At 41.3% G+C, this 20,768-nt stretch carries 16 protein-coding genes and 1 pseudogene; 4 read left to right on the top strand and 13 right to left on the bottom strand.

The features are described 5' to 3' along the window. Positions 1-23 precede the first annotated feature (23 nt). From IEW26_RS07490 to IEW26_RS07510, 5 genes are all read right to left on the bottom strand, one after another. Positions 24-1,202: a trans-sulfuration enzyme family protein gene (locus IEW26_RS07490; RefSeq protein WP_268237026.1), complete on the bottom strand. Its 1,179-nt coding sequence runs from the start codon at positions 1,200-1,202 to the stop codon at positions 24-26. Positions 1,203-1,234: 32 nt separating this feature from the next. Continuing rightward, positions 1,235-2,917 (bottom strand): ABC transporter ATP-binding protein, encoded by a 1,683-nt coding sequence (locus IEW26_RS07495; protein ID WP_229729724.1) that lies wholly within the window; start codon positions 2,915-2,917, stop codon positions 1,235-1,237. 61 nt (positions 2,918-2,978) lie between these two features. Beyond that, entirely contained in the window at positions 2,979-4,748 is a 1,770-nt protein-coding gene (locus IEW26_RS07500) for an ABC transporter ATP-binding protein (RefSeq protein WP_188591909.1), read from the bottom strand. A 38-nt stretch (positions 4,749-4,786) separates the two neighbouring features. Next, entirely contained in the window at positions 4,787-6,130 is a 1,344-nt protein-coding gene (locus tag IEW26_RS07505; protein WP_188591910.1) for a TldD/PmbA family protein, read from the bottom strand. A gap of 14 nt (positions 6,131-6,144) precedes the next feature. Further along, positions 6,145-7,524: a TldD/PmbA family protein gene (locus IEW26_RS07510; protein WP_188591911.1), complete on the bottom strand. Its 1,380-nt coding sequence runs from the start codon at positions 7,522-7,524 to the stop codon at positions 6,145-6,147. A 477-nt stretch (positions 7,525-8,001) separates the two neighbouring features. On the opposite strand from IEW26_RS07510, the gene mprF reads away from it, so the two are divergent. Both mprF and IEW26_RS07520 read left to right on the top strand, forming a co-directional pair. Continuing rightward, entirely contained in the window at positions 8,002-10,578 is a 2,577-nt protein-coding gene (gene mprF, locus IEW26_RS07515) for a bifunctional lysylphosphatidylglycerol flippase/synthetase MprF (RefSeq protein WP_229729725.1), read from the top strand. Between the two features lie 81 nt (positions 10,579-10,659). Then, positions 10,660-11,298, top strand: a complete 639-nt coding sequence (locus tag IEW26_RS07520) for a phosphatase PAP2 family protein (RefSeq protein ID WP_188591913.1) — start codon at positions 10,660-10,662, stop codon at positions 11,296-11,298. A 247-nt stretch (positions 11,299-11,545) separates the two neighbouring features. On the opposite strand, the gene IEW26_RS30730 is transcribed toward IEW26_RS07520, so the two are convergent. The 4 genes from IEW26_RS30730 to IEW26_RS07540 form a co-directional block, all read right to left on the bottom strand. Then, the gene (locus IEW26_RS30730; RefSeq protein WP_188591914.1) at positions 11,546-12,193 is read right to left on the bottom strand and encodes a phosphoadenosine phosphosulfate reductase domain-containing protein; all 648 of its coding nucleotides are present in this window, start codon (positions 12,191-12,193) and stop codon (positions 11,546-11,548) included. Positions 12,194-13,887: 1,694 nt separating this feature from the next. Next, positions 13,888-14,337 (bottom strand): Abi-alpha family protein, encoded by a 450-nt coding sequence (locus tag IEW26_RS07530; protein ID WP_188591915.1) that lies wholly within the window; start codon positions 14,335-14,337, stop codon positions 13,888-13,890. 12 nt (positions 14,338-14,349) lie between these two features. Continuing rightward, complete coding sequence (locus IEW26_RS07535; RefSeq protein ID WP_188591916.1) at positions 14,350-14,652, bottom strand: hypothetical protein; 303 nt, start codon at positions 14,650-14,652, stop codon at positions 14,350-14,352. 122 nt (positions 14,653-14,774) lie between these two features. After that, a complete protein-coding gene (locus IEW26_RS07540) occupies positions 14,775-14,912 on the bottom strand; it encodes a hypothetical protein (RefSeq protein WP_229729726.1) in 138 nt (45 codons plus the stop codon). A gap of 605 nt (positions 14,913-15,517) precedes the next feature. Between IEW26_RS07540 and IEW26_RS07545 the strand changes: the two genes are divergently transcribed. Then, a complete protein-coding gene (locus IEW26_RS07545; RefSeq protein WP_188591918.1) occupies positions 15,518-16,705 on the top strand; it encodes an IS256 family transposase in 1,188 nt (395 codons plus the stop codon). 212 nt (positions 16,706-16,917) lie between these two features. Here IEW26_RS07545 and IEW26_RS07550 read toward each other — a convergent pair whose 3' ends face one another. Continuing rightward, on the bottom strand, positions 16,918-17,514 hold the full coding sequence (locus tag IEW26_RS07550) for a YdeI/OmpD-associated family protein (protein WP_229729727.1): 597 nt from the start codon (positions 17,512-17,514) through the stop codon (positions 16,918-16,920). Further along, the gene (locus tag IEW26_RS07555) at positions 17,451-18,431 is read right to left on the bottom strand and encodes an alpha/beta fold hydrolase (protein WP_188591919.1); all 981 of its coding nucleotides are present in this window, start codon (positions 18,429-18,431) and stop codon (positions 17,451-17,453) included. Before IEW26_RS07555 ends, IEW26_RS07550 begins: the two co-directional genes overlap by 64 nt. Positions 18,432-18,530: 99 nt before the next feature. Between IEW26_RS07555 and IEW26_RS07560 the strand changes: the two genes are divergently transcribed. After that, on the top strand, positions 18,531-19,442 hold the full coding sequence (locus IEW26_RS07560; protein WP_188591920.1) for a helix-turn-helix transcriptional regulator: 912 nt from the start codon (positions 18,531-18,533) through the stop codon (positions 19,440-19,442). A 357-nt stretch (positions 19,443-19,799) separates the two neighbouring features. Here IEW26_RS07560 and IEW26_RS07565 read toward each other — a convergent pair. Further along, positions 19,800-20,068: pseudogene (locus IEW26_RS07565) on the bottom strand (dihydroxy-acid dehydratase); the annotation flags it as partial. A gap of 196 nt (positions 20,069-20,264) precedes the next feature. Further along, complete coding sequence (locus IEW26_RS07570; protein ID WP_188591921.1) at positions 20,265-20,729, bottom strand: GNAT family N-acetyltransferase; 465 nt, start codon at positions 20,727-20,729, stop codon at positions 20,265-20,267. Positions 20,730-20,768: the final 39 nt, after the last annotated feature.

Here is a 20,768-nt window from a genome sequence, read left to right on the forward strand (position 1 = left end):
CGTTTGCCACCTTGCTCATTTTTTCATAACCGTGAGAGAGCTTGTTGAATATCAAACAGTATATCTTCTGTTTCTTCAAGGCCAACTGATAATCGAATCAGCCCATCCGTAATGTTGCACATCATTCTTTCTTCCTTCGGTACGGAAGCATGAGTCATCGTGGCTGGATGCTGCACAAGTGTTTCAGGATCACCTAAACTAAAAGAGATCATGGCCATCTGAAGAGAGTTAATAAATGTTCTCGCCTCATCAAAACCACCTTCCAATTCAAATGACACCATTCCCCCCATATCTTCCATCTGCTTCTTTGCTAATTCATGCTGAGGATGCGAGCTTAAACCTGGATAGTAAACCTTTTTGACACTTGTATGATTATCCATAAATTCGGCGACTGTTCTGGCACTCTGACAATGCTGTTTCATCCGGATTCCTAAAGTCTTCAATCCCCTTTCTATGAGAAATGCATCCCAGGCATTCAAGACTTGTCCCAGATCACCGACTATTCTTCGATTCATCATATCCATCGATTTTTCATCGCCAACAATAAAACCGGCTATCACGTCACCGTGACCATTCAGGTACTTTGTTGCACTGTGTATAACAATATCCGCCCCCAACTCTAGGGGCCTCTGCAAGAACGGAGTCATAAAGGTATTATCGATAATCACTTTCAAGCCATAGGAGTGCGCTAAATCGGACAGCTTTTTTATATCAAGTATCGTAAGGCAAGGATTGGAAGGTGTCTCGAGATAAAGTACCTTCGTATTTGTCTTGATCGCTGCTTCAACAACATCCAAATCCGTACAATCTACAAAGTCCGTCGAAATACCATAACACGACGCAAAATGGGTTAGAAACTTGTAACTCCCCCCGTATACATCTTTGGTACAGATGATATGGTCACCTTGTTGAAGGAAAGCTAACAAAGAACTTGAAATTGCCGCCATTCCGCTGCTTACTCCCAGAGCTGCTTCGCCTTTTTCCATACAAGCTATTTTGCTTTGTAAAGTCTGTGTGGTTGGATTACCGTACCTCCCATAGAAGTTACCTGAGACCTTACCAGATACCGTGTCCATGGCACTCTCAAGGTCAGAGAAAGAATATCCGACAGCCGGTATTACCTGACTAACAATTGGACCCATCTTTTTATGCGTGGCAGTCTCTCCATGAATGAAAAAGGTCGAACTATTTTCCCGAATCACATCTCAGAACTCCTTTATAATTAGCATCTTTTTTAAGAGATAAATTGCAGATCACAGTATTTCCGATAAAGAGCGTCCTCACAATACAGTTGCTGATGTTGTCCTGTCGCCTTCACTTTTCCTTGCTCTACAACAATGATTTTATCTGCACTGGCTATGGTTTTAATATGATGCGCTACTACGATGGTTGTGCGACCCTGCATAAGATTATTTAACGCCTTCTGAACCTCTTGTTCACTTTGGGGATCCAGACTGCATGTCGCTTCATCCAGAATTAAATAATCAGGATTCTTAATGATCGTTCGTGCAATGGCAATGCGCTGTCTCTGACCACCCGATAGCTTGGAACCTAATTCACCAATTTCCGTATGCAACCCTTCAGGTAGTTTCTTAATAAATTCATATATGTTAGCTTGCTGGGCGGCAAGAATGACTTCCTCTTCTGTCGCATTGCGCTCCAGACCATACACAATGTTATCCCATATCGTACCGGATAATAAAGCACTGTTTTGAGGAACGTATCCAAACGCCTGCCTCCACTCATTCAAATGAATATCCTCAATGGGTACATTGCCAAATGTAATCTTACCTGCATTAGGCTCATAGTACCGTTCGAGCATTTTCAAAATCGTGGTTTTGCCCGATCCACTGGGACCGACGATTGCAGTTACTTTCCCTTTAGGGATTACAAAATCCAGCTCTGAAAGTATATTTTCTCTACCGTAATTGAAAGAAACGCCTTCAAACCGGATGTCATCATCTGGAATAGCAAATGATTTCTTACGCTCAACCAACTCACTATCTGACTCTACAATTTCACTGATTTTTCGCGTCGCGCCCTGCGCTCGTTTGATTTCCTGATAACAAAGGATATATTGATTCACATAAGCAGGGATAATCTGAGAGTACATAAACAGCGTAATTAACTGCCCCATCTCAAGCTCGTTCCGGTTGATTAGCACTCCACCGTACACGAGTATGATTGCAAGGCAAACGCCTTGCGTTGAAAGAATAAATGGTAACGTAAACAGATTAACTTTAGCTAAATACATTTCGGATTTATACTGACTTTCTGCCGTCTGATCTCCATTGTTGATTTCAAACTTTTCGGCGCTGGCCGATTTAATGAAACGCAAATTCCCTAACCGCTCAGTCACATAATTTGTAAATTCGGAATATCGGGATTGTATTTTGTTCTGTGCACGGAACATAAATCTTCCCGGAAATATGGCTACAATCAAGACCCACGGTATCAGGAGGAACAGGGCCACAAACATCTCTGGACTCATGGAGTATATTGTTACAAAAGTTAAGATCAGTGCATAGGTCACATAAAAAAGAGAGAAGAACTGACTTAGTCCCTGGCTGACTGTGGAGGCATCGCTGGTTACACGACTTGTTAACGATGATGGATTCAAGCGGTCCAAAAACCGCATAGGCATTCGTATTATTTTTTTCCAGATGGATTTTTCTAAATTACGATCCGTGTTCAGATTAACCCACTCGGTAAAAAAATCGACAGCTGCACTGAATAACGTCACAGCTATGGTGAAGACAATGAATCGAGTGACAAGCTGGTTATCGAAAATATTACCTTGCATGATCTCTCCAGCTAACTGTGGTATTTTTACTGTAGCTGTGGATAATATCACACCGCCGATCACCTGGACGACATACCATTTCCATGGCAGTTTTGATCGGAGAAGCAGCTTCATGAACGTTCCCCAACGTTGTTCTTGATTAGAATCACGACTCATTTCTCCACCCCCACCAGCTTTAAAAGCTCTTTTGAATATCAATCATTTGTTTATAGATAGGACTTCTCTCAAGTAAGCTTGTATGATGGCCAACATCTCTGACGTGCTCATCACCTAACAGGATAATCTGATCTGCTGCTTCAATCGTAGATAGACGATGGGCAATAATAATCGTTGTTCGGCCTGAAGACAGTTTTTTCAATGCTTGATTCACCATCGATTCTGTCTCCGCGTCCAAATTTGAAGTGGCTTCATCAAGCAATAGCAGACCGGGGTTTTTAAGAATCACACGAGCAATTGCAATTCGCTGCCTTTGCCCACCTGATAGATTGTTTCCCCCTTCGCCCACATCGGTGTCTAATCCAAGCTCAAAGGAGGAAATAAAATCCCATGCGAAAGCCTCTTTAGCAGCATCAATGATCTCTTCATCACTCACACTACGATCAAGGCCATACGTAATATTCTCACGAATGGTACCGGAGAACAGTCTCGTCTCCTGAGAAACACAACCAATGGAATTTCTCCATTCTTGCAGATTGTATTGATCGATAGAAAGGTCACCTAACCTGATTACGCCCTCATCTGCTTTGTAAAATCGTTCAATCAGATTAAAAATTGTCGATTTCCCCGCTCCACTCGGCCCTATAATGGCGGTTGTTTTGCCCGAAGGGATGTTAAACGTTACGTTACGTAATACGGTATGGTCAGCATAACTAAATGTAACCTGATCAAATGACAGCTCATCGTTCGGTTTCATCTTTTGCGATACACTCTCATATGGTTCCAACGGTTCAGATGTGATTTCGCTTAATCGCCTCACTGCGCCCTGGCATGTTTTCAAATTTGCCCATGAATTCATTACCGTAGCTACAGAACTGGTGAGGGATCGGGCGTACAGATAAAATGCAATCCAAACGGGCAGTGTTATGATATTCTTGGAAACAAGATAAATCCCTAGTACAATGACAATAATCGTCTGAAGGACATTAATCATCTCGTTTAATAAGCGGATTAACTTGGTTATAAAAGTAAACATGAGTTTAGCTAAATATAGCTTATCAATATACTCCTTCCCTCTCTCTTCCTCTACATTTTCTTTCGTAAAAGTTTTAATTAAGGGAATGTTTACTAGCAACTCTGAGAGTAACTCCGTCAACTTCGCAAGACTTCGTTGCACCCGATTCGTCCATTTGTAACTAAGCCGCCCATTCACAATCCCAACTACGATAACAAGTGGAATAATGAACGCTTCAACCGCAGCAAGACGCCAGTTATAACTAAATAGAATCACAAATGTACCAATGAGCAGGTATAGGGAAGAAAGGATTCCTCCTAGATCTACGGCAAAAAAGCTGCTTAACCGGGTTGTGTCCTCCGTCGTGCGACTGATCAATTCCCTTGGTTTGTTCCGGTCAAAATAGGGGATGGGAAGTCGTATAAGTCTACGCCAAATAAACTTGCGAAAGCGCAAAGAAATCTTAGAACTGGTTAATGCCCCCACGAACTGCGATACACTGGCAACTACACCCATCCCGAATATCAAGGCTATATTAATAAGAATCGTACGCTGGCTTATATCACCGGCCAATATTTTTTGGACATATTGAGGAAAAAGGAGTGCTATCGTACTTTGAGACATAGTGACAATAACACATAAAATAATCCAAAAATATGGAAGCTTCACTGAAGCTATAAGACGAAGGAATGGCCTCCACACTCCGGCATGTCGCTTTTCATCGTGCAAGCTACTCAACGTCGTAATGGGCTTAGTATGTGTTTGACTTTCCACGAAAACTCCCCCTTGAACATCCAAAACTGCATAATTGATTACTGACCAGATATAGCCAGACGATTCACCTTAATGCTTGGTGCTGTGATATTTCCGCGAATTATCAGATCGTTTGCCAGCTCGTCGACGTGATTCATAAGGTCAAAAATATTACCAGATACAGTGATTTGATTTACCGGTTTAGTCAATTTTCCATTTTCAATGAGGAAACCTCCAGCGTATAAGGAGAAGTCACCCGATACACTATTGATTCCGGCGTGTGTACCTTGTAATTCGATAATGAAAATACCTTCTTCCGTACTTTGAACAAGTTCATCAACACTTCTTCTTCCAGGCTTGAGATACACATTGTGAGGACCCACTGCGATTGTAGAGCGATAACTATGTTTAGAAGCATTCCCGGTTGATTGGGCACCAACTTTTTTGGCTGTTTTCCGATTGTGTAAAAAGCTTAGGAGTGTTCCAGATTTGATCAAAATCGTTTTTCGAGTAGGAAAACCTTCTGCATCAAACGTGGTTGCACCAGGGGCACCTACCATTAATGGATCTTCAAAAAGGTCAATGTTCGATCCAGCTATTTTTTCATTCAGTTTATGTTGTAGCTTGGATAGTCCCTTCTCCACATTTTCGCCTGACAGATTTGATACGAGAGAGCCTAGCAATGTTGTAGCCGTATCATAGCGGAAGATGATTGGATAACTTCCTGAAGGTAAGGATACAGCTCCTAATTTGGAAACCGCTTCAGCTACGGCTGTTTTTGCAATATGGTTCACATCCAATCTAGCAAAATCCGTCAATGTAAAATCAAAATAAAAGCCGGTTGCTGCCTGTTCATCTTCACTTGCCATAACATAGACGACTGCGCTCGCAGACGAACTTTTCGAATGACAATTCAGACCTTTGGTATTCATAATAGATACTTCATACACTGCTTTAGATACATTACACTCAAGCACTTGTTTAACCCTAGCGTCTGCTTGATGAGCTGTTTTTTCCATTTGAAGAGCCGATTCAATCATCGTTTCTACGGAGAGGTTGGCCAAACTTTCTGAGTAAGCATTAACGCTCCCATACTGTTCAATAGATTCGAATAATTCCTCTTCATCTTGCACTTCAATAACTTGAGCATTCTCCAAAGCTTCCTTCAAAATGTAATCTATAGATTCTTCGCTGATATTTTCAGAGTAAGAATACCCAAGTTTGTCCATATACATTCCTCTAAATGAAAGACCAAGTACTTCAGCGATTTTATAGTCCACAACCACTGTATTTTGCACACTTACCGTAGTTGATTTGTTGGAGGAATAGAACACTTCCATCTCACTAAAGCCATATTGCTTTCCCTTTTCAAACAGCCGCTTTTGAAATTCATAGATATCCATCGTATATTTTCCTCCTATCTTCCACCAACGGTGAGTTCCGATACTCTGATCATGGGTTGCCCTACAGTTACAGGAATATTCCCACTCTTGGCCCCGCACATTCCGCATCCAAAATCAAGATTGTTTCCAACTCTGTCAATTTTCTTTAATGTGTCCATACCATCACCAATAAGCGCTGCACCTTTTATCGGTTCTGCAAGTTTCCCTTCTCTGATCATGTATCCTTCACTTACACTAAAGTTGTATTCACCGGTTGCTGTATTGACTGATCCACCACCCATGTACTTGGCAAAAACTCCGAATTCCGTATCGGAAATGATCTCCTCCGGTTTTGAATCCCCGGCCGCAATGAATGTGTTCGTCATTCTGGACGTCGGACTATAACGATAGGATTCTCTTCTTGCCGATCCCGTAGGAGCCATCCCCATTTTGCGGCTACCTATTTTATCGATCATGTATCCCTTTAGAATTCCCTTTTCAATAAGCACATTTCTTTGGCTAGGCATGCCTTCGTCATCTACATTCTCCGATCCCCATTGATTCAAAATCGTACCATCATCATAAGCGGTCACAAGCGGAGAGGCGATATACTCTCCCAGTTTCCCAGAGAATACCGATGCATTATCTGCAACACATGTCGCCTCCAACCCATGACCACAGGCCTCGTGAAAGAGAACCCCACCAAAAGCATTGTCAATAATGACCGGAAATTTACCAGACGGAGCAAAGTCTGCATTTAGGATCGTTTTAGCACTTCTAGCGACTTCTTTTGCATAAAACTCAATGTCGAGATTTTGGATATGTTCAAGGCCTCCCAAAAAACCGGGATTTAAATACCCTGTTTCCATGTTAGAGTCCGAAGATGCCACAGCTAAAAAATTCATCATATTTCTGCTTCTCGTATCTTCCACTAAAATGCCATCCGTATTAGCGATCAATACATGCTGGATTGAATCACTGTAAGTCATATTGGTCTGAGTGATCACGGGATCATACTCTTTTGCCGCGAAATGCGCTCTTCTAAGCCATTCGACTTTCTCTTTTTTTTCAACACTATAATTAGGAACTTCTATATTATGAACATTGATCTTTTCATTTTTTAACAAGTTGAGAACCATTTCCTTTCGATTCCCCCGAATACCTTGGGCTGCAGAACGAGCGACCTTAATTAGATTCTCTTCTGTAAAATCATTGGTGTATGCATACACACAAAAACTTCCTTTAAGGATACGAACCCCAATACCAAAATCACGGCCCGCTACAGCTCTTTCAAGCACCCCGCCCACCATGTTCAATGTGGAACTGGTCTTGTCTTCAACAAACACTTCGGCAAAATCTCCACCCGTTTCAAGCGCCGCATTAAGCATCCTCTCAATCAATACTTGGGATAACATTGGACCATCTCCTGTCTTCTTCCTCTTAGAGTAATGGGATTATTCTTATCGTGGACTGATATATTCACTAACACACTTGAATATTGTTAATACTCTATTACGTTAAAGGGTGTCATACAATACGATCTGCCAATTCTGGTAGTTTTCTTGCTTATCCGGTCATTTTTAGTTCATAATCCGAACGTATAATACACTACGACTTAATGTTATATTTCCTCACACAAAATATATGTTGTCGCTTTCAGAATATATTATCCTTATTCGCAGCTTGTTTGAATGAGATCGATATAATCTTTAGATTTTCTTTAGAAATTTACTCATGATTTCCTTATTTTTTCTCATTATGATCGTTGTACACAACAAATCGTTCTTCTTACTTCAGTATTTTAAAGGTGGCCTGAATAACTAATCATGTATGACTTGCTTCGAAACCATAAAACTACACATTTTATCATTCATTGTTTTCGATCCAAAGCGATGAAAATTTTTATTCCCCTCGTCATTTTAATCATCATCTATAGGTTTGGAAGGAACGAGATTCAAAATATAGATCTGCCCATCGTCATGTCTCAACTCAAAATGATGTCTATTTCCGACTTGACTCTCCTATGCTTTGCTTCATTTATTGCAGTAGCTGTTATGAGTTCATATGATTATTTAATTCAAAAACAATTTAAGTTGGACATCCATTGGATGACGACTTTTCGCTATGCATGGATTGCCAACACATTTAACAATATGATCGGATTTGCTGGTCTAACTGCTGCGGGTCTACGAACGTATCTTTATAAAAACAGCGGTGTATCTATCAACAAAATAGGGCCAGCCGTGATTTTTCTATCTCCCGTCATTTTTGTTGGCTTAGCGTTCTTTGGTTGGTTTGTTCTTACTGGTTTATTTCCTGCAGAAGCTATTTTTAACGAACATGCATGGCTCCGGTTTGGAGTAATCGCCGTTTCACTTTATTTCCCCCTCTTTTTGTTGATGCAGCGGTCTTCCATTTTTGCAAAGTGGTTTAACAAGGGAGAGCGTAAGCTGGAGTGGAAGGTAGTCATGTTTTCTTTATGTACATCAATCGTAGAATGGGCCTGCGCCGGGATACTATTTGGGCTCATCACCTCGTTGCATTCCGTACATCTACCCTTTTCATCTGTATTCGGTGTCTATATCGTAGCTGCCATAGCGGGGACAATTAGTATGGCTCCGGGAGGGATAGGTGCTTTTGATGTAATTGCGGTTCTGGGTCTTCAATCTTTAGGCGTTGAATCTACAAATGCTGTCGCCATCATCCTCATGTTCCGTATGTTTTACTTTATACTGCCCTGGCTTTTGGGTATCTTATTGGCAGCGTTTGAAGTAATTCTACACAATGCGAAGATCAAAAGCTTTGCCTCAATGGGTATAACAACAGTTCGCAACAAATGGGAAGAATTTTGGGGTTGGCCTACGCGGTTTAATGGATTAAGCGGTGTTGGGGCGTGGTTACTTGAAAAACTGGTCTTGGTCAGTGGAATCATCTTACTGATATCTGCCGCTCGTCCGGGTTTAAGTTACCGTTTACACTTTATGGAGCACTTCTTGTCTTTACCGATCATGCACGTTTCTGCACTTCTTTCTGTGATAGTGGCTATCCTACTCATTATTGTATCTCGAGGTATTCTTAAACGCACACAAAGAGCTTACCAATGGACCGTAGTGCTACTGTTAGCTGGAGCTGTCTTCACCTTTCTAAAAGGATTCGATTATGAGGAAGCCCTTTTTCTACTATTTGTGACCATACTTCTATGGATATCTCGTTCGCGGTTTAACCGCCAGAGCGCTAGAATATCTAGAATCAGCTTCTGGACCTGGAGTTCTCTTATGATTTTTTTAACTGTAGTCTTTTGCATGATTAGAGCCCAAAAGTCAACTATTCATCCTGTCTTATTGAATAAGTTACCCGATTCTTTACAGCAATGGTTGTTAAACCCTCATGAATACACCATTACAATTTTTGTTGAGAGTATCGGCATTCTCATTTTACTAGCTTCCCTCTTTGCTCTACGTCCATATCGTCCTGCACATGTGCAATCTGGTGAGAGCAGTCTGGAGAAGTTAAATGAATTTATGACCAGAGAAAAAGGAAATTCCTTGACTCACCTTCTTTATTTAGGAGATAAACAATTTTACTGGGCACAGGATCATCAGGTGTTGATCCCCTATTCTCGTATACGCCATAAACTAATCGTGCTCGGCGACCCATTAGGAAACAAAAATCTTATCAGTCAAGCGATTCAGGAATTTCAACAGTATGCCAAGTGTTTCTCATTGTCCGTCGTATTTTATCAGGTTACACCTGAATACTTACCGATTTATCATGAGAATGGATATAAATTTCTCAAACTCGGAGAAGAAGCTCTGGTTCCTCTGGAAACGTTCTCGCTGAGTGGCAAAAAAAATCAAAACTTCCGGACAGCCCTTAACAAATCCAAACGCGAGGGACAAACCTTTGAATTGCATACTCCCCCATATCATCCTGATTTGTTATCCGAGTTACGTCTGATTTCCGATGAATGGTTAGGGGGCCGCACAGAAAAAACTTATTCCTTAGGTTGGTTCGATGAGACGTATTTACAGCGATTCCCACTAGCTCTACTACGGGGTGCCGAAGGCGAAATTTTGGCTTTCGCTACACTAGCCCCGGATGATAACCACAACAGAGTGATTTCGATTGATCTAATGAGACATTTAAACGAAACACCGAACGGTACGATGGATGTCTTATTTGTAAGTCTGATGGAGTGGGCAAAAGAACAAGGATACGCCTATTTCAATCTGGGAATGTCTCCATTATCCCGAGTTGGTGAAAATCCAAATGCCCATCGTGAAGAGAAATTAGCCCGCCTTGTATTTCGATACGGTGGTTACTGGTATGGTTTTGAGGGCCTAAGACGTTACAAAGAAAAGTTCTCTCCTGAATGGCAAGCTAGATATCTGGCCTACCCCTCAGGAATTGCACTCCCTATACTTACAGCGGAGTTAATCAAATTGATTTCTCGGCAACCTAAGATGTAAGTTTGAGGCTCTTTACGCGTTGTTTTAAACAGATACATCAACTCTTCGAACAAGCAAAATCTAAAATAAAGGATGGACTTCATGACTAATTTAAAACCTTCCTATAGATCAGAATGGTTGTCACTACTATGGCTTTTAGCAGTCCCAATTTTAAATATTTTTTATGGAGTCTTAAACCGTGCAGGAGATCGAGTGTTTAGTCTTCAGATGAACTTGGACGTTCTAATTCCCTTTATTCCCGGCTTTATCGTCCCTTATTTAATTTGGTATCCTTTCATTACTGGAGTATTGATCGCCCTTGCATTTCGGAACAGAATGGTCTACTTTCAAACGTTAATTGCCTTATGCAGCGGACTAATCATTTCATATATTTTCTTTGCTTTATTTCAAACTTCCATTCAACGCCCGGACATGCAAAACGAGACGGGATTTATCCCTCGATTAGTTCAATTCGTTTATTCAACGGATCAACCTTATAATTGTTTTCCAAGTATTCACGTATTAACAAGCTACCTTATGTTAAGAGGTGGGCATGTCTTTAACCCTACTATACGTTTATTCATAGCAATCATTTCAATACTCATTATTGTTTCAACGGTATTTGTCAAACAGCATGTCGTTGCAGATATATTAGGTGGTATTTTAGTCGGGGAGTTATGTTTCCGGTTAGCAAAGATGGTTGTCATACGAAAAAAAGCAATTCTTCTTAACCCAGAATAATGTTAAATCACGCTCAAAATGTTTAAGCTGTTTACTTAATGATGTTTAGATAACAATCTAATCGGAAATGACACAATGTTCTTGTCTTTTTCGGCAAAGGAACCAAGTTCTTGTCCTACGCTTTGGACAATAACTTGGTTCCTTAAAACAAAAAAAACGCTATAATAGCGACTTTGAATGGAACAATGTTCTTGTCCTTGGACAGTTGTACGGAGTACGCATCCAGAAAATCAGCTCCCAGATCTCTTCAATCGTTAAATTCAAGAACTGGACGGTGGGGATATCTTAAAATTACGTCATCCCTGGAATCGTGCGATAACTCCGCTCTATTCGTTGATTCATACCAACGTTCACCACATAGCATCACGGGTGCAGGATATTTCACATCCAGGAGCTCCCCATTTCGAAACTTTGCTTTTGGTGGATTCTTAGCACGTCCTTGTAAACGAACCTTGTCATACCCTTGTTGGTCTAGGTAATCCCGCTGAGGGATCATCTTGCAATTATTTGTACAGTGTCGCCGTTTCATCATCGGCCAGAACGGTATTCGGTGTCTCAGCATCTTATGTATCCCCTCTGATTCTAGTGTTGTAATATGGATCCCTATCCAGGATTCAAAAATGGGTTGAAAAGCGTATGTCTCCGGCCACTCATCTTTGGTATCAGCGAACAATGCCATGATTTTGTCTTTGGGATACTTCATAGTAGCCAGGATCATCAAGCCTTGACTGTCTTTCCCGTTACTGTAGGATGCACATACTTTCTGACCTGGTTCTAGTTCTGGTAATCGATCCAAGCTCGGTAGTGCTTTATTGGCAAGCTCGGAAGAATTCTCTCCAGTGAACGCTGCGTTTCGGATCTTCAGCTTCCATTCTTCACAGGTTAGATTAGGCATGTGATTGGTCGGCGTGCAGCCGACCGGAGCCGAAAACTGAAAATGACTCTCTCCTACCGGTCCTTTTCAGCTCATAACAAGTTCATTGTTCTCATTAATTTCAAACATGGCCATTTGTTTCATACGTACTGTTCCCTCCTGGATGTCTTGATAGGGTCCGCTTTTCCACAAAGCGGGAAGGCGGCGCTCAAGCTGCTGAAGGACTACCGTCTAAAAAATTTATTCAAGTACCACTGCCCACTTGGTTTGTTGTAATCAAATTTGAATACTTCCGGATAATTCTGAACAACATAGAAGTTGATACCATCAGGTGTGACCTCTTTATAAGTCCGAACCATACTCCCGTTCGTCGAAATGGCCACTGTGGCAAATGTAAGTATGGTTTTTGATCCGGAATCATCAATGTTTGAAATGTACCGTTGATATGAAAGACATTCTTCCGGATCTCCTTCCCAATTGTGAGCCCTCTTTTCTGAAGCCGCTTATCTAATAGCTCTCGACTACTAAATGCCGAATATCCGTATTTATCCGCTAACACTTTTAATAGAATGTCTTCTTTGTTTCTAACGATTAGAGTGAGTCTTGATCCTTCTGACTTGCGTTTAGCATTGGTCCAGATTGTTCTGATTGGCTTGGGTAAGTTCATAATTCGTTGATAGTCAGATGCATCGACTGGGTCCAAGCCAGCACTCGGATATAGGACATCGTCTAAAAACTTCAGAGATATGGTTGCACTCTCCGCAATCATCTCCTCATACGCTGCTTGAGACGGAATATGATTCGGAAGCGGATGACATAAATCAGCGTAGAACTCACAAAAGCTACGAACATGAGCGAGAAGACTCCTGCAAACTGATCATTCTTGCAAAGAGAGTAGCAATCTGTGTAACTTTCTCTATTGGTAAACAAGGTTGTGAAGTCAACCTTGTCATAGCCTTCAACTGGAGCAATGAGACCCATATTGGTTAGAACAGTACCCGCCTCCTCCCAGCTGAAGACAGTGTGTTTAATCCGAATCAGCTCGCTCGGACCTTGAGCTCTTTGGATAAGGATTCGGTTAACTCTTACCTCTGTGGTATAGCGAAACTTGAGCGCATCTGCACGATGAACATCCAGGATGTGCTCAGGATTTTGGTATACCGAAACTTTCTGATTCCCTCAAGAGATTTTGCTTGTGCTTTAGTCATAACTGCAGGTTTTATGGTCATTTGAATTTCCTACTTGGTGTATTTGACTTCCGCATGGCCTGGGGCTTGCCTTTTGACGCGGAGCTTGGTAACAGGGGGATAGCCGGGCGGTCAAGGGTCTCAGAATAAAAGTTTTTTCGACCAAGTCCTTCTTGAAAGAAAAAAAGTTGTTCCCCTTGATCGAACGGATGAGCGACTTGGCTTCCGGGAGGGGGAGTGCGTAGCAGGAGGCTCGGCCTGCCGGAAGACTAGTCGCTTTCCCCCTGTTAACATGCGGAAGGAAAAAGGCGAGAAAAGCCGACACACATCAAAAAGAATCGGCAAGTATGCCGGTTCTTCTCCATGCTTTTGGTGGATCCATCCCTACTTTTATTATTTGAAGAAGGTTACTACATAGGGGTTAGGCTCCGTGCCGGGTGGAGTAACCCTGCTAGCATGAGCTCCTTTAAGACAAAAAACACTCCTAAAGATCCAGGAGTATGATGTAAAACGAAAATTGGCTGAACACTATTTATTTTGAACTGCTTCTATGAACGATTCACTAAAAGATGATAAACAGACCCAATCATAATTATTTTGTATAGGCATATAACTCTCTAAATCAAAGTGATGGTAATCATTTGTTTGTAGTGCTTTAACCATATCTTTAATTATTTCTTCAGCACTCAATATTCCCTGATTTTCAAGAATGTAATTTACTAAACCCAACCTAAAAAATTTACGATACAGCATATCATGTAATTGTTTTTTCGTTACAGAAGTATTTTGTTCTAATTCAGTCAAAAATTCTTCAGAATTTTTATCAAAATAAGGTGAATAGGGCTTGACCCACGAATGTATAAAAAGTAACACTTTCGCGTCAGTAGGAGTCAGTTGCTTCAAAACATCTATAAAGGATGCTGTGTTTTCATGATTTTTTTCTGAAATAACCGTATCGGTTAATAGATTTGACCACATATTCTGAAGAGATTATTCTTCCTCAAGTGAACCATATTCAAGTAAAGGAACGATATTTTTTAAGGCAACTTTCTTAGGATCAATGTTATGTAAGCGACAATATTCTTGCGTATTATTTAACATAATGATTTGCCTTTTAAACCGATATGATCGTACTTGATCATGGAGAATTCCCCCTGCTTCCAAAGCAACAGGATTTATAACTTGACCCATAAAAGAAACAGCTTTATTCACTAAGTCTGCTGGTAAACCAATGGTATCTGTTATCTGTCCAAGGATACCCTTACCCTTATTCTTGTTATCGTTATCATCCATCTTTATCGCCCCTCTATATAATAAGTAAACTCTTTTATCAATATATCACATGCTTCAAACAGGTGTTATAGTGTTAAAAAAGGACATGTCTTTATGCTGACATGTCCTTCAAATAAATAACTTCATCCTTTTTCGCTGATGAACCCAGACGGAGGCCCTTCAGTAATTTCTAAAACATAATTTATGGCTTCTGCCTGTGCCATTTCTAAGTAGATTTCACCATCTGGATTCTCTATTATGTAATCTGCGTAATCTTGCATAGCCAGATCATCTTCTTCCAACGAAATTAAAGTGGTCAGATCTCAAAAATCATTATTGAAACCGTAATTTATACGCACCCTCTTCTGTGAAATAATACCATTAAATGAATAATATTCCAATATGTATGGATATGAATTGTTAGGCAGTTTGATTATAACCTGCCCTATCCCGCAATTCGAGATCTCTGCATCCTTAGTTACTCCACGGCCTCCTAGAGCTTCAGATATACCTGTTCATATTACACAACGAGATAGCATATTAAATAATTCTACTCATGCTCAGCTGCAACATTATGCTGTTCAGGTGGCTAATGGACAGAAACCAGATGATCCAATAGGTGTACCCCATTTAAGCGCTGTACCGACACAAAGCCTATTAGATTGTGAAGGCAATTGGATTAATATACTTGTTGGGAATTGTGCTGCTTTGTTTACTCATATCTTTAGATTGAATAAGGTATATAAGTTTGGTAAGAGGATATTCTCTACCTTCATTAAACGGTGACGTACAATAGTTTGTGTACCATGATTTGGAGTCTATCCAAAACATAAAAAAGTAGGGTATCCTCGGGATTGCTGAATCACCAAAGAAGGAGCCCTACTTCATGACTACTATACCCGAAAATAAGTTTAACAATCTACTTGAAAATACTGTTACCCAACTGCTTCAAGAAAAACTGGAGCTGATCATGCGAGAAGAAATCAAAAATTTCTTGAAAACAGAACAGCCACAGACGCGCAATAGTCGAAACGGACATTACTCCAGAAGCTTTCAAACGCAACATGGTACCATTCCGGCATTACGGGTTCCTCGGGATCGTAAAGGCTTGTTTCAAACCCGTTTATTTGAACCCTATCAGCGGCGTGAAGGATGGCTGGAGGAAGCCATTATTCACATGTATAAAGGCGGTATGAGCACACGCGAGGTCGCGAAGTTTATTGAGTCCATGTTCGGCACACATTACTCTCCAACCACCATTAGCAACATCACCCAAACCGTCATGGAGGATATTGAAACGTGGCAAAATCGGCCTCTGGAGAAGCGATATTCCGTCATTTACCTCGATGGACTCTATGTCAAACTCAAGCGTAACTCGGTGAGCAGTGAGGCCGTCTATGTCGTAATGGGCATAGACGAAAAGGGCATTCGCCAAATTCTCGGCTTCTACGTTGGAGGGCACGAAAGCTCAAACGGTTGGCGCGAAGTGCTCAAAGACCTGCACAAACGCGGAGCAACCGATGTGCTTCTGGGGGCATTCGACGGCTTGCCCGGTCTGGAAGAGGCCTTTCGTGAAATCTATCCGAAAGCCGATGTCCAGCACTGCATCGTTCACAAGGTTCGTGCGACGTTTCCGAAAATTCGGGTAACGGATAAAACGGAATTTCTGGATGATCTCAAGCAGGTGTACACCGCGGTGGACGGGGACGTTGCACGCGCCATCTTTGACGGATTTAAGGACAAATGGCGTAAGCTATATCCAAAGGAAGTGAAGTCCTGGGAAGTGCAACTGCCTACGCTGCTCACGTTCTACAACTACCCTGTGCTCACTCGGCCAGCCATCTACACAACCAATCCAATCGAACGAATGAACAAAAAACTCCGGAAACGTCTCAAACCGATGAACAGCTTGACTCACATTGGAGCGGCTGAAAAAATCATTTATCTGCAAGCAACAGATTACAACGAGAAATGGTGTGGCAGAGCCATTCGCGGGTTTGTTGATCCCGATACCAAAGCCGCATTCGAATCGATGTACCAAGAACGTTACGGGAGCAGTCCACGTGAGGAGTAAGAGGCTTTTCCTCCTCTTATTTAGCTCTGCCCGCAGCACCAACAACAATCTATATTCCATTCAACATTCCGATGGATAATCTTACTACACAAAATACTTGACGCTACCAAACGTGTTCTGACTTTTGATGAGAATTAAACCCTAAATGATTGAGAAATACAGTAGCTCTTCTCTCCTAAAGATCAGGGAAACAATAGATATTCTTTTGTTATTTATATTTCCTTATTCTGTAATATTTTTTTGCAATGTTGAAATTTTAGTCCTTCTTCAGATGAAGCGATCAATATTCCAAGCCTTCTTAATCGTGTTTCTTCTTTCTTGGCGCTCATTACCCACCAGATAGAATCTCTTTTATAGGATGGTGGTAAATTAGTGAAGAATAGCCAGGCTGTTTGATTTGCCTTGATTTGTTCTTCATATTCTTTGGCAAGTTCCATGTTTCTTTGTTCAGAGGAATAGCCTTGTGCATCGGTTCTGTTGTTAAAGACGTGCATTCCTTCTGGTCTCATCTTTCCAAGCTGTATTAGTGCTTTTACCTTCTTTACGTTTACAGCACTCCATACACTATTTACTTTGCGCGGAGTAAAGCGAATCTTACTTTGTTTATCAATGGTTTTTCGTATACCGTCAATCCACCCAAAACAAAGAGCAACATCTACTGATGCAGACCAAGTAAGGCTTGCACGCCCTGTACTTATCCCAAAATAGCCCACCCAAATTTCACTAGCTTCAGCATGATGTTCTTCTAACCAATCGTTAAACTCTTCTTGGTTGTTGAAAAAAAATACATCTCCCATTGTTCCAGCCATTTTAAAATCGCTTGGTTTGTTTCTTCCGGCTTTTCTTCCTGGATCCAATGACCGCAATCCAGATTGACCACTTCCACATTGGGCACGAACTTTGTCAGGTTTTCAGACTTCGCAACCACATCCCGGTCGCCGTAGATCATGAGGGTCGGCTGCTGGATGATTGGGTTCACTTTCGCCAATAAGCGCCAGTTGCGGTCAAGGTTCCTGTACCAATTTATGCTGCCCGTGAACCCTGATGTTTCAAAAGCGGAGACGTAAACGGCCAGCTCGCTTTCGCTCAATACGGGCTCACCGAGCGTTGTTTCTGTTCTGGCGAGATTGATCAACGCCATACCTGGCTCTGGTGCTCTGAGAGGCTCGTTCTTCCGGTACAGGTTGCGAAGGAACCCGTATGTATTGTCTTCGAATACGGCGTCCGCGACGCCTGGCTGTCGATTGAAGTGGACGAAATAGAAATCGCCGCCAAATATTTCTTCCATGAACTCGATCCAGGGTTTTTCTCCGCGCTCTTGGTAAGGCAAGCTCAGATTTATCACTTTATTGACGCGGTTTGGATGCAACAAGGTCAGTCCCCAAACGACGAATGCACCCCAGTCATGACCGACAAAGGTAGCGTCCTCGTATCCATAGTGATCGAGAAGCGCGATGAGATCACCCGACAAGTGTTCAATGTCATAGTCTGTTACTTCTGTCGGACGGGATGAGTTGCCGTAACCCCGCTGGTTGGGGACGATGACATGGTAGCCCGCTGCGGCAAGTGCGTCCATCTGATGGCGCCAAGAAAAGGCATGCTCTGGCCAGCCGTGGCAGAGTACAATAGGTTTTCCTGCGTTTTCTCGGCCTGCTTCAAACACTTCGAGTTCCACTCCATTGACTGAAATAAGGGTGGGCTTGGGAAAATCGGGTGGATTAATCATTAAATCAAAACCTCCTTCTTGTGATATATGTAGTATAATGGATAAACGGTGACATCTTATTGTCACCGTTCTGAATTCATGTAGAAAAAGAGGGCAATTATGGACAAAGTGGAGAGACTCATTTCGATTATCATGATATTGCTGAGGAAAGAGATTGTTTCTACAACGGAATTCTCACAACTATTCCATGTTTCCAAAAGAACGATCCTTCGCGATATGGAAACATTGAGCTTATGTAACATCCCGATCTACTCTGTCATTGGCGTCAAAGGCGGCTACGGCATAATGGACGAATACAAGGTCGATAAACGCCTTCTAAGCAGCTCCGATTTACAGAATATATTGGCTGCGCTCGGCGGATTGGAACAACTCCTCCTTACTGAAGAAGTGGAAAGAACGATAAAAAAAATAGAGGCAATGGTTAGTCCATTGTCTCTGAATCGTTCCATTCAGCTGTCATTTTATGATTGGGAAGGTCGGTCCGAGATTCTTGAAACCTTAAAGACATGTCAAGAATCCATTTCAAAAAAGAGGTTGGTTTCGTTTGATTATACAGATAAGGACGGGGCTGTAACGAATAGAATGGTCGAGCCCTACGAGCTGCATTTTAGCGAATCGAGTTGGTACTTGAAAGGATTCTGTTTACATCGACAGGGATATCGAACTTTCAAGTTATCTCGGATCGATCATATTACTATGGATGAACGCGCGTTTCATCCTAGAGACGATTGGTCAGAGCAAGTACACGAAGCAAATTATCTACCTGAATTCGTCACGATTAAGGCATGGATATCGTCTAGCATAAAAGATCAAATTATCGAAAGGTATGGTCGAAGAAGTATTGAAGACCATAGTTCTGGATTTTTATTAGCAACCATTTATGTCCCACAAAATCGTATGGGATTTCAACTTTTAGCAAGCTTCGGCACTCATCTAAAAGTTGTAGAGCCCAAAACCTATGTTGAAGACTTTCGAAATTATTTATGTCAAATGATGGAGAACTATTCCTGATATATTTAGCATTAAAGCTTCAACTCAACTTTTCACCCTATTTATGGTACGGTTCCCCCTAATTAATCCTCACTATCCTACCCGTTAGTTGACAAAAGCAGCTGATCGCATTGATCAGCTGTTTAATGCATTTAAGGGCAAAATTCCGATTAGATATACATCTAATCGGAAATAGAACATGTTCTTGTCCAATACGGTAATCGGTACAAGTTCTTGTCCCTCGACAGTAATTGGGGGGGGGGGAAATTTAATCTTTACAAAACATAATCTTCATCATTTTCATGCGACATTCTTGAGCGTTTTTTTTGTTTCGCGTGCTTCATGCACACCACTGGCGAGTACGCCGGAACTTACTTACAGTGGAGGTTGTACCCACTCTTGCGTTCGAGCAGCCAACTCTTCTTCTGGCACTTGAACCATTATTTCCTGAATATCGCTCTGTCAATGGTGATAATGTCTCCATTTTTCAGCAAAGAGATCGGTCCACCTACTTGTGTCTCAGGTGATACATGTCCGACTACAAATCCATGCGAGCCACCCGAGAGCCTACCATCTGTTATGAGAGCAACTTTCCCACCGAGACCTTTTCCTACAATTAGTGCTGTAACGGAAAGCATCTCAGGCATTCAATTTCTGGAAACAAACTAGCTTTAGTAATTGAAAACCCTTGTAATTGCTCCAAGATTCCTTTTTTATTGTCCACAATATTGACTACGGTTTTACTCAAACTGTTCTTATACCTCAAACCATTTATTGCAGAGGAACTGTCCTCTACCAAGCCGCATATAACGAAGGCTCCGGACATTGAAATTTTCGCTAATATTAATGGGTTGTTTTATCATATTTAAATAAAACTAGCTTGTCATTAACTTGTATTTCTTTCACTTTCTTGTACCCTAGTTTTTCATATAAATGATGATTGCGGAAACTTAAACTTGGAGTATAAAGAGTCCAGAGACTCACATCTGTAAATAAAGACTCAATATGTTGCATTGCATAAGTACCAATTCCTTTGTTTTGAATTTCTTGGTCAATAAAAATCTTATTTATGTGTATACGTTCCTTATTTCTGCGAATGTCGATCGCTCCTATAATCTGATTACAGTTTTTTTCAATAGTCAAATGGTGAAAATTCATAATATTATATTCTAGTAACTCAATAGATTCACAAGCAGGATTTGTATCGAAATCTTCATATTTCAATAAATCATCTTTGAATGCAGCCTTTTGTATGCGAAGTAATGTTGGAGCATCCTCTACAACCGACTCTCTGAAATATATATCCATTTATAATCTCCTAATTTGATGTATATTATAATTGCGGTT

Source organism: Paenibacillus silvae, assembly GCF_014639235.1.
Lineage (GTDB): Bacteria > Bacillota > Bacilli > Paenibacillales > Paenibacillaceae > Paenibacillus > Paenibacillus silvae.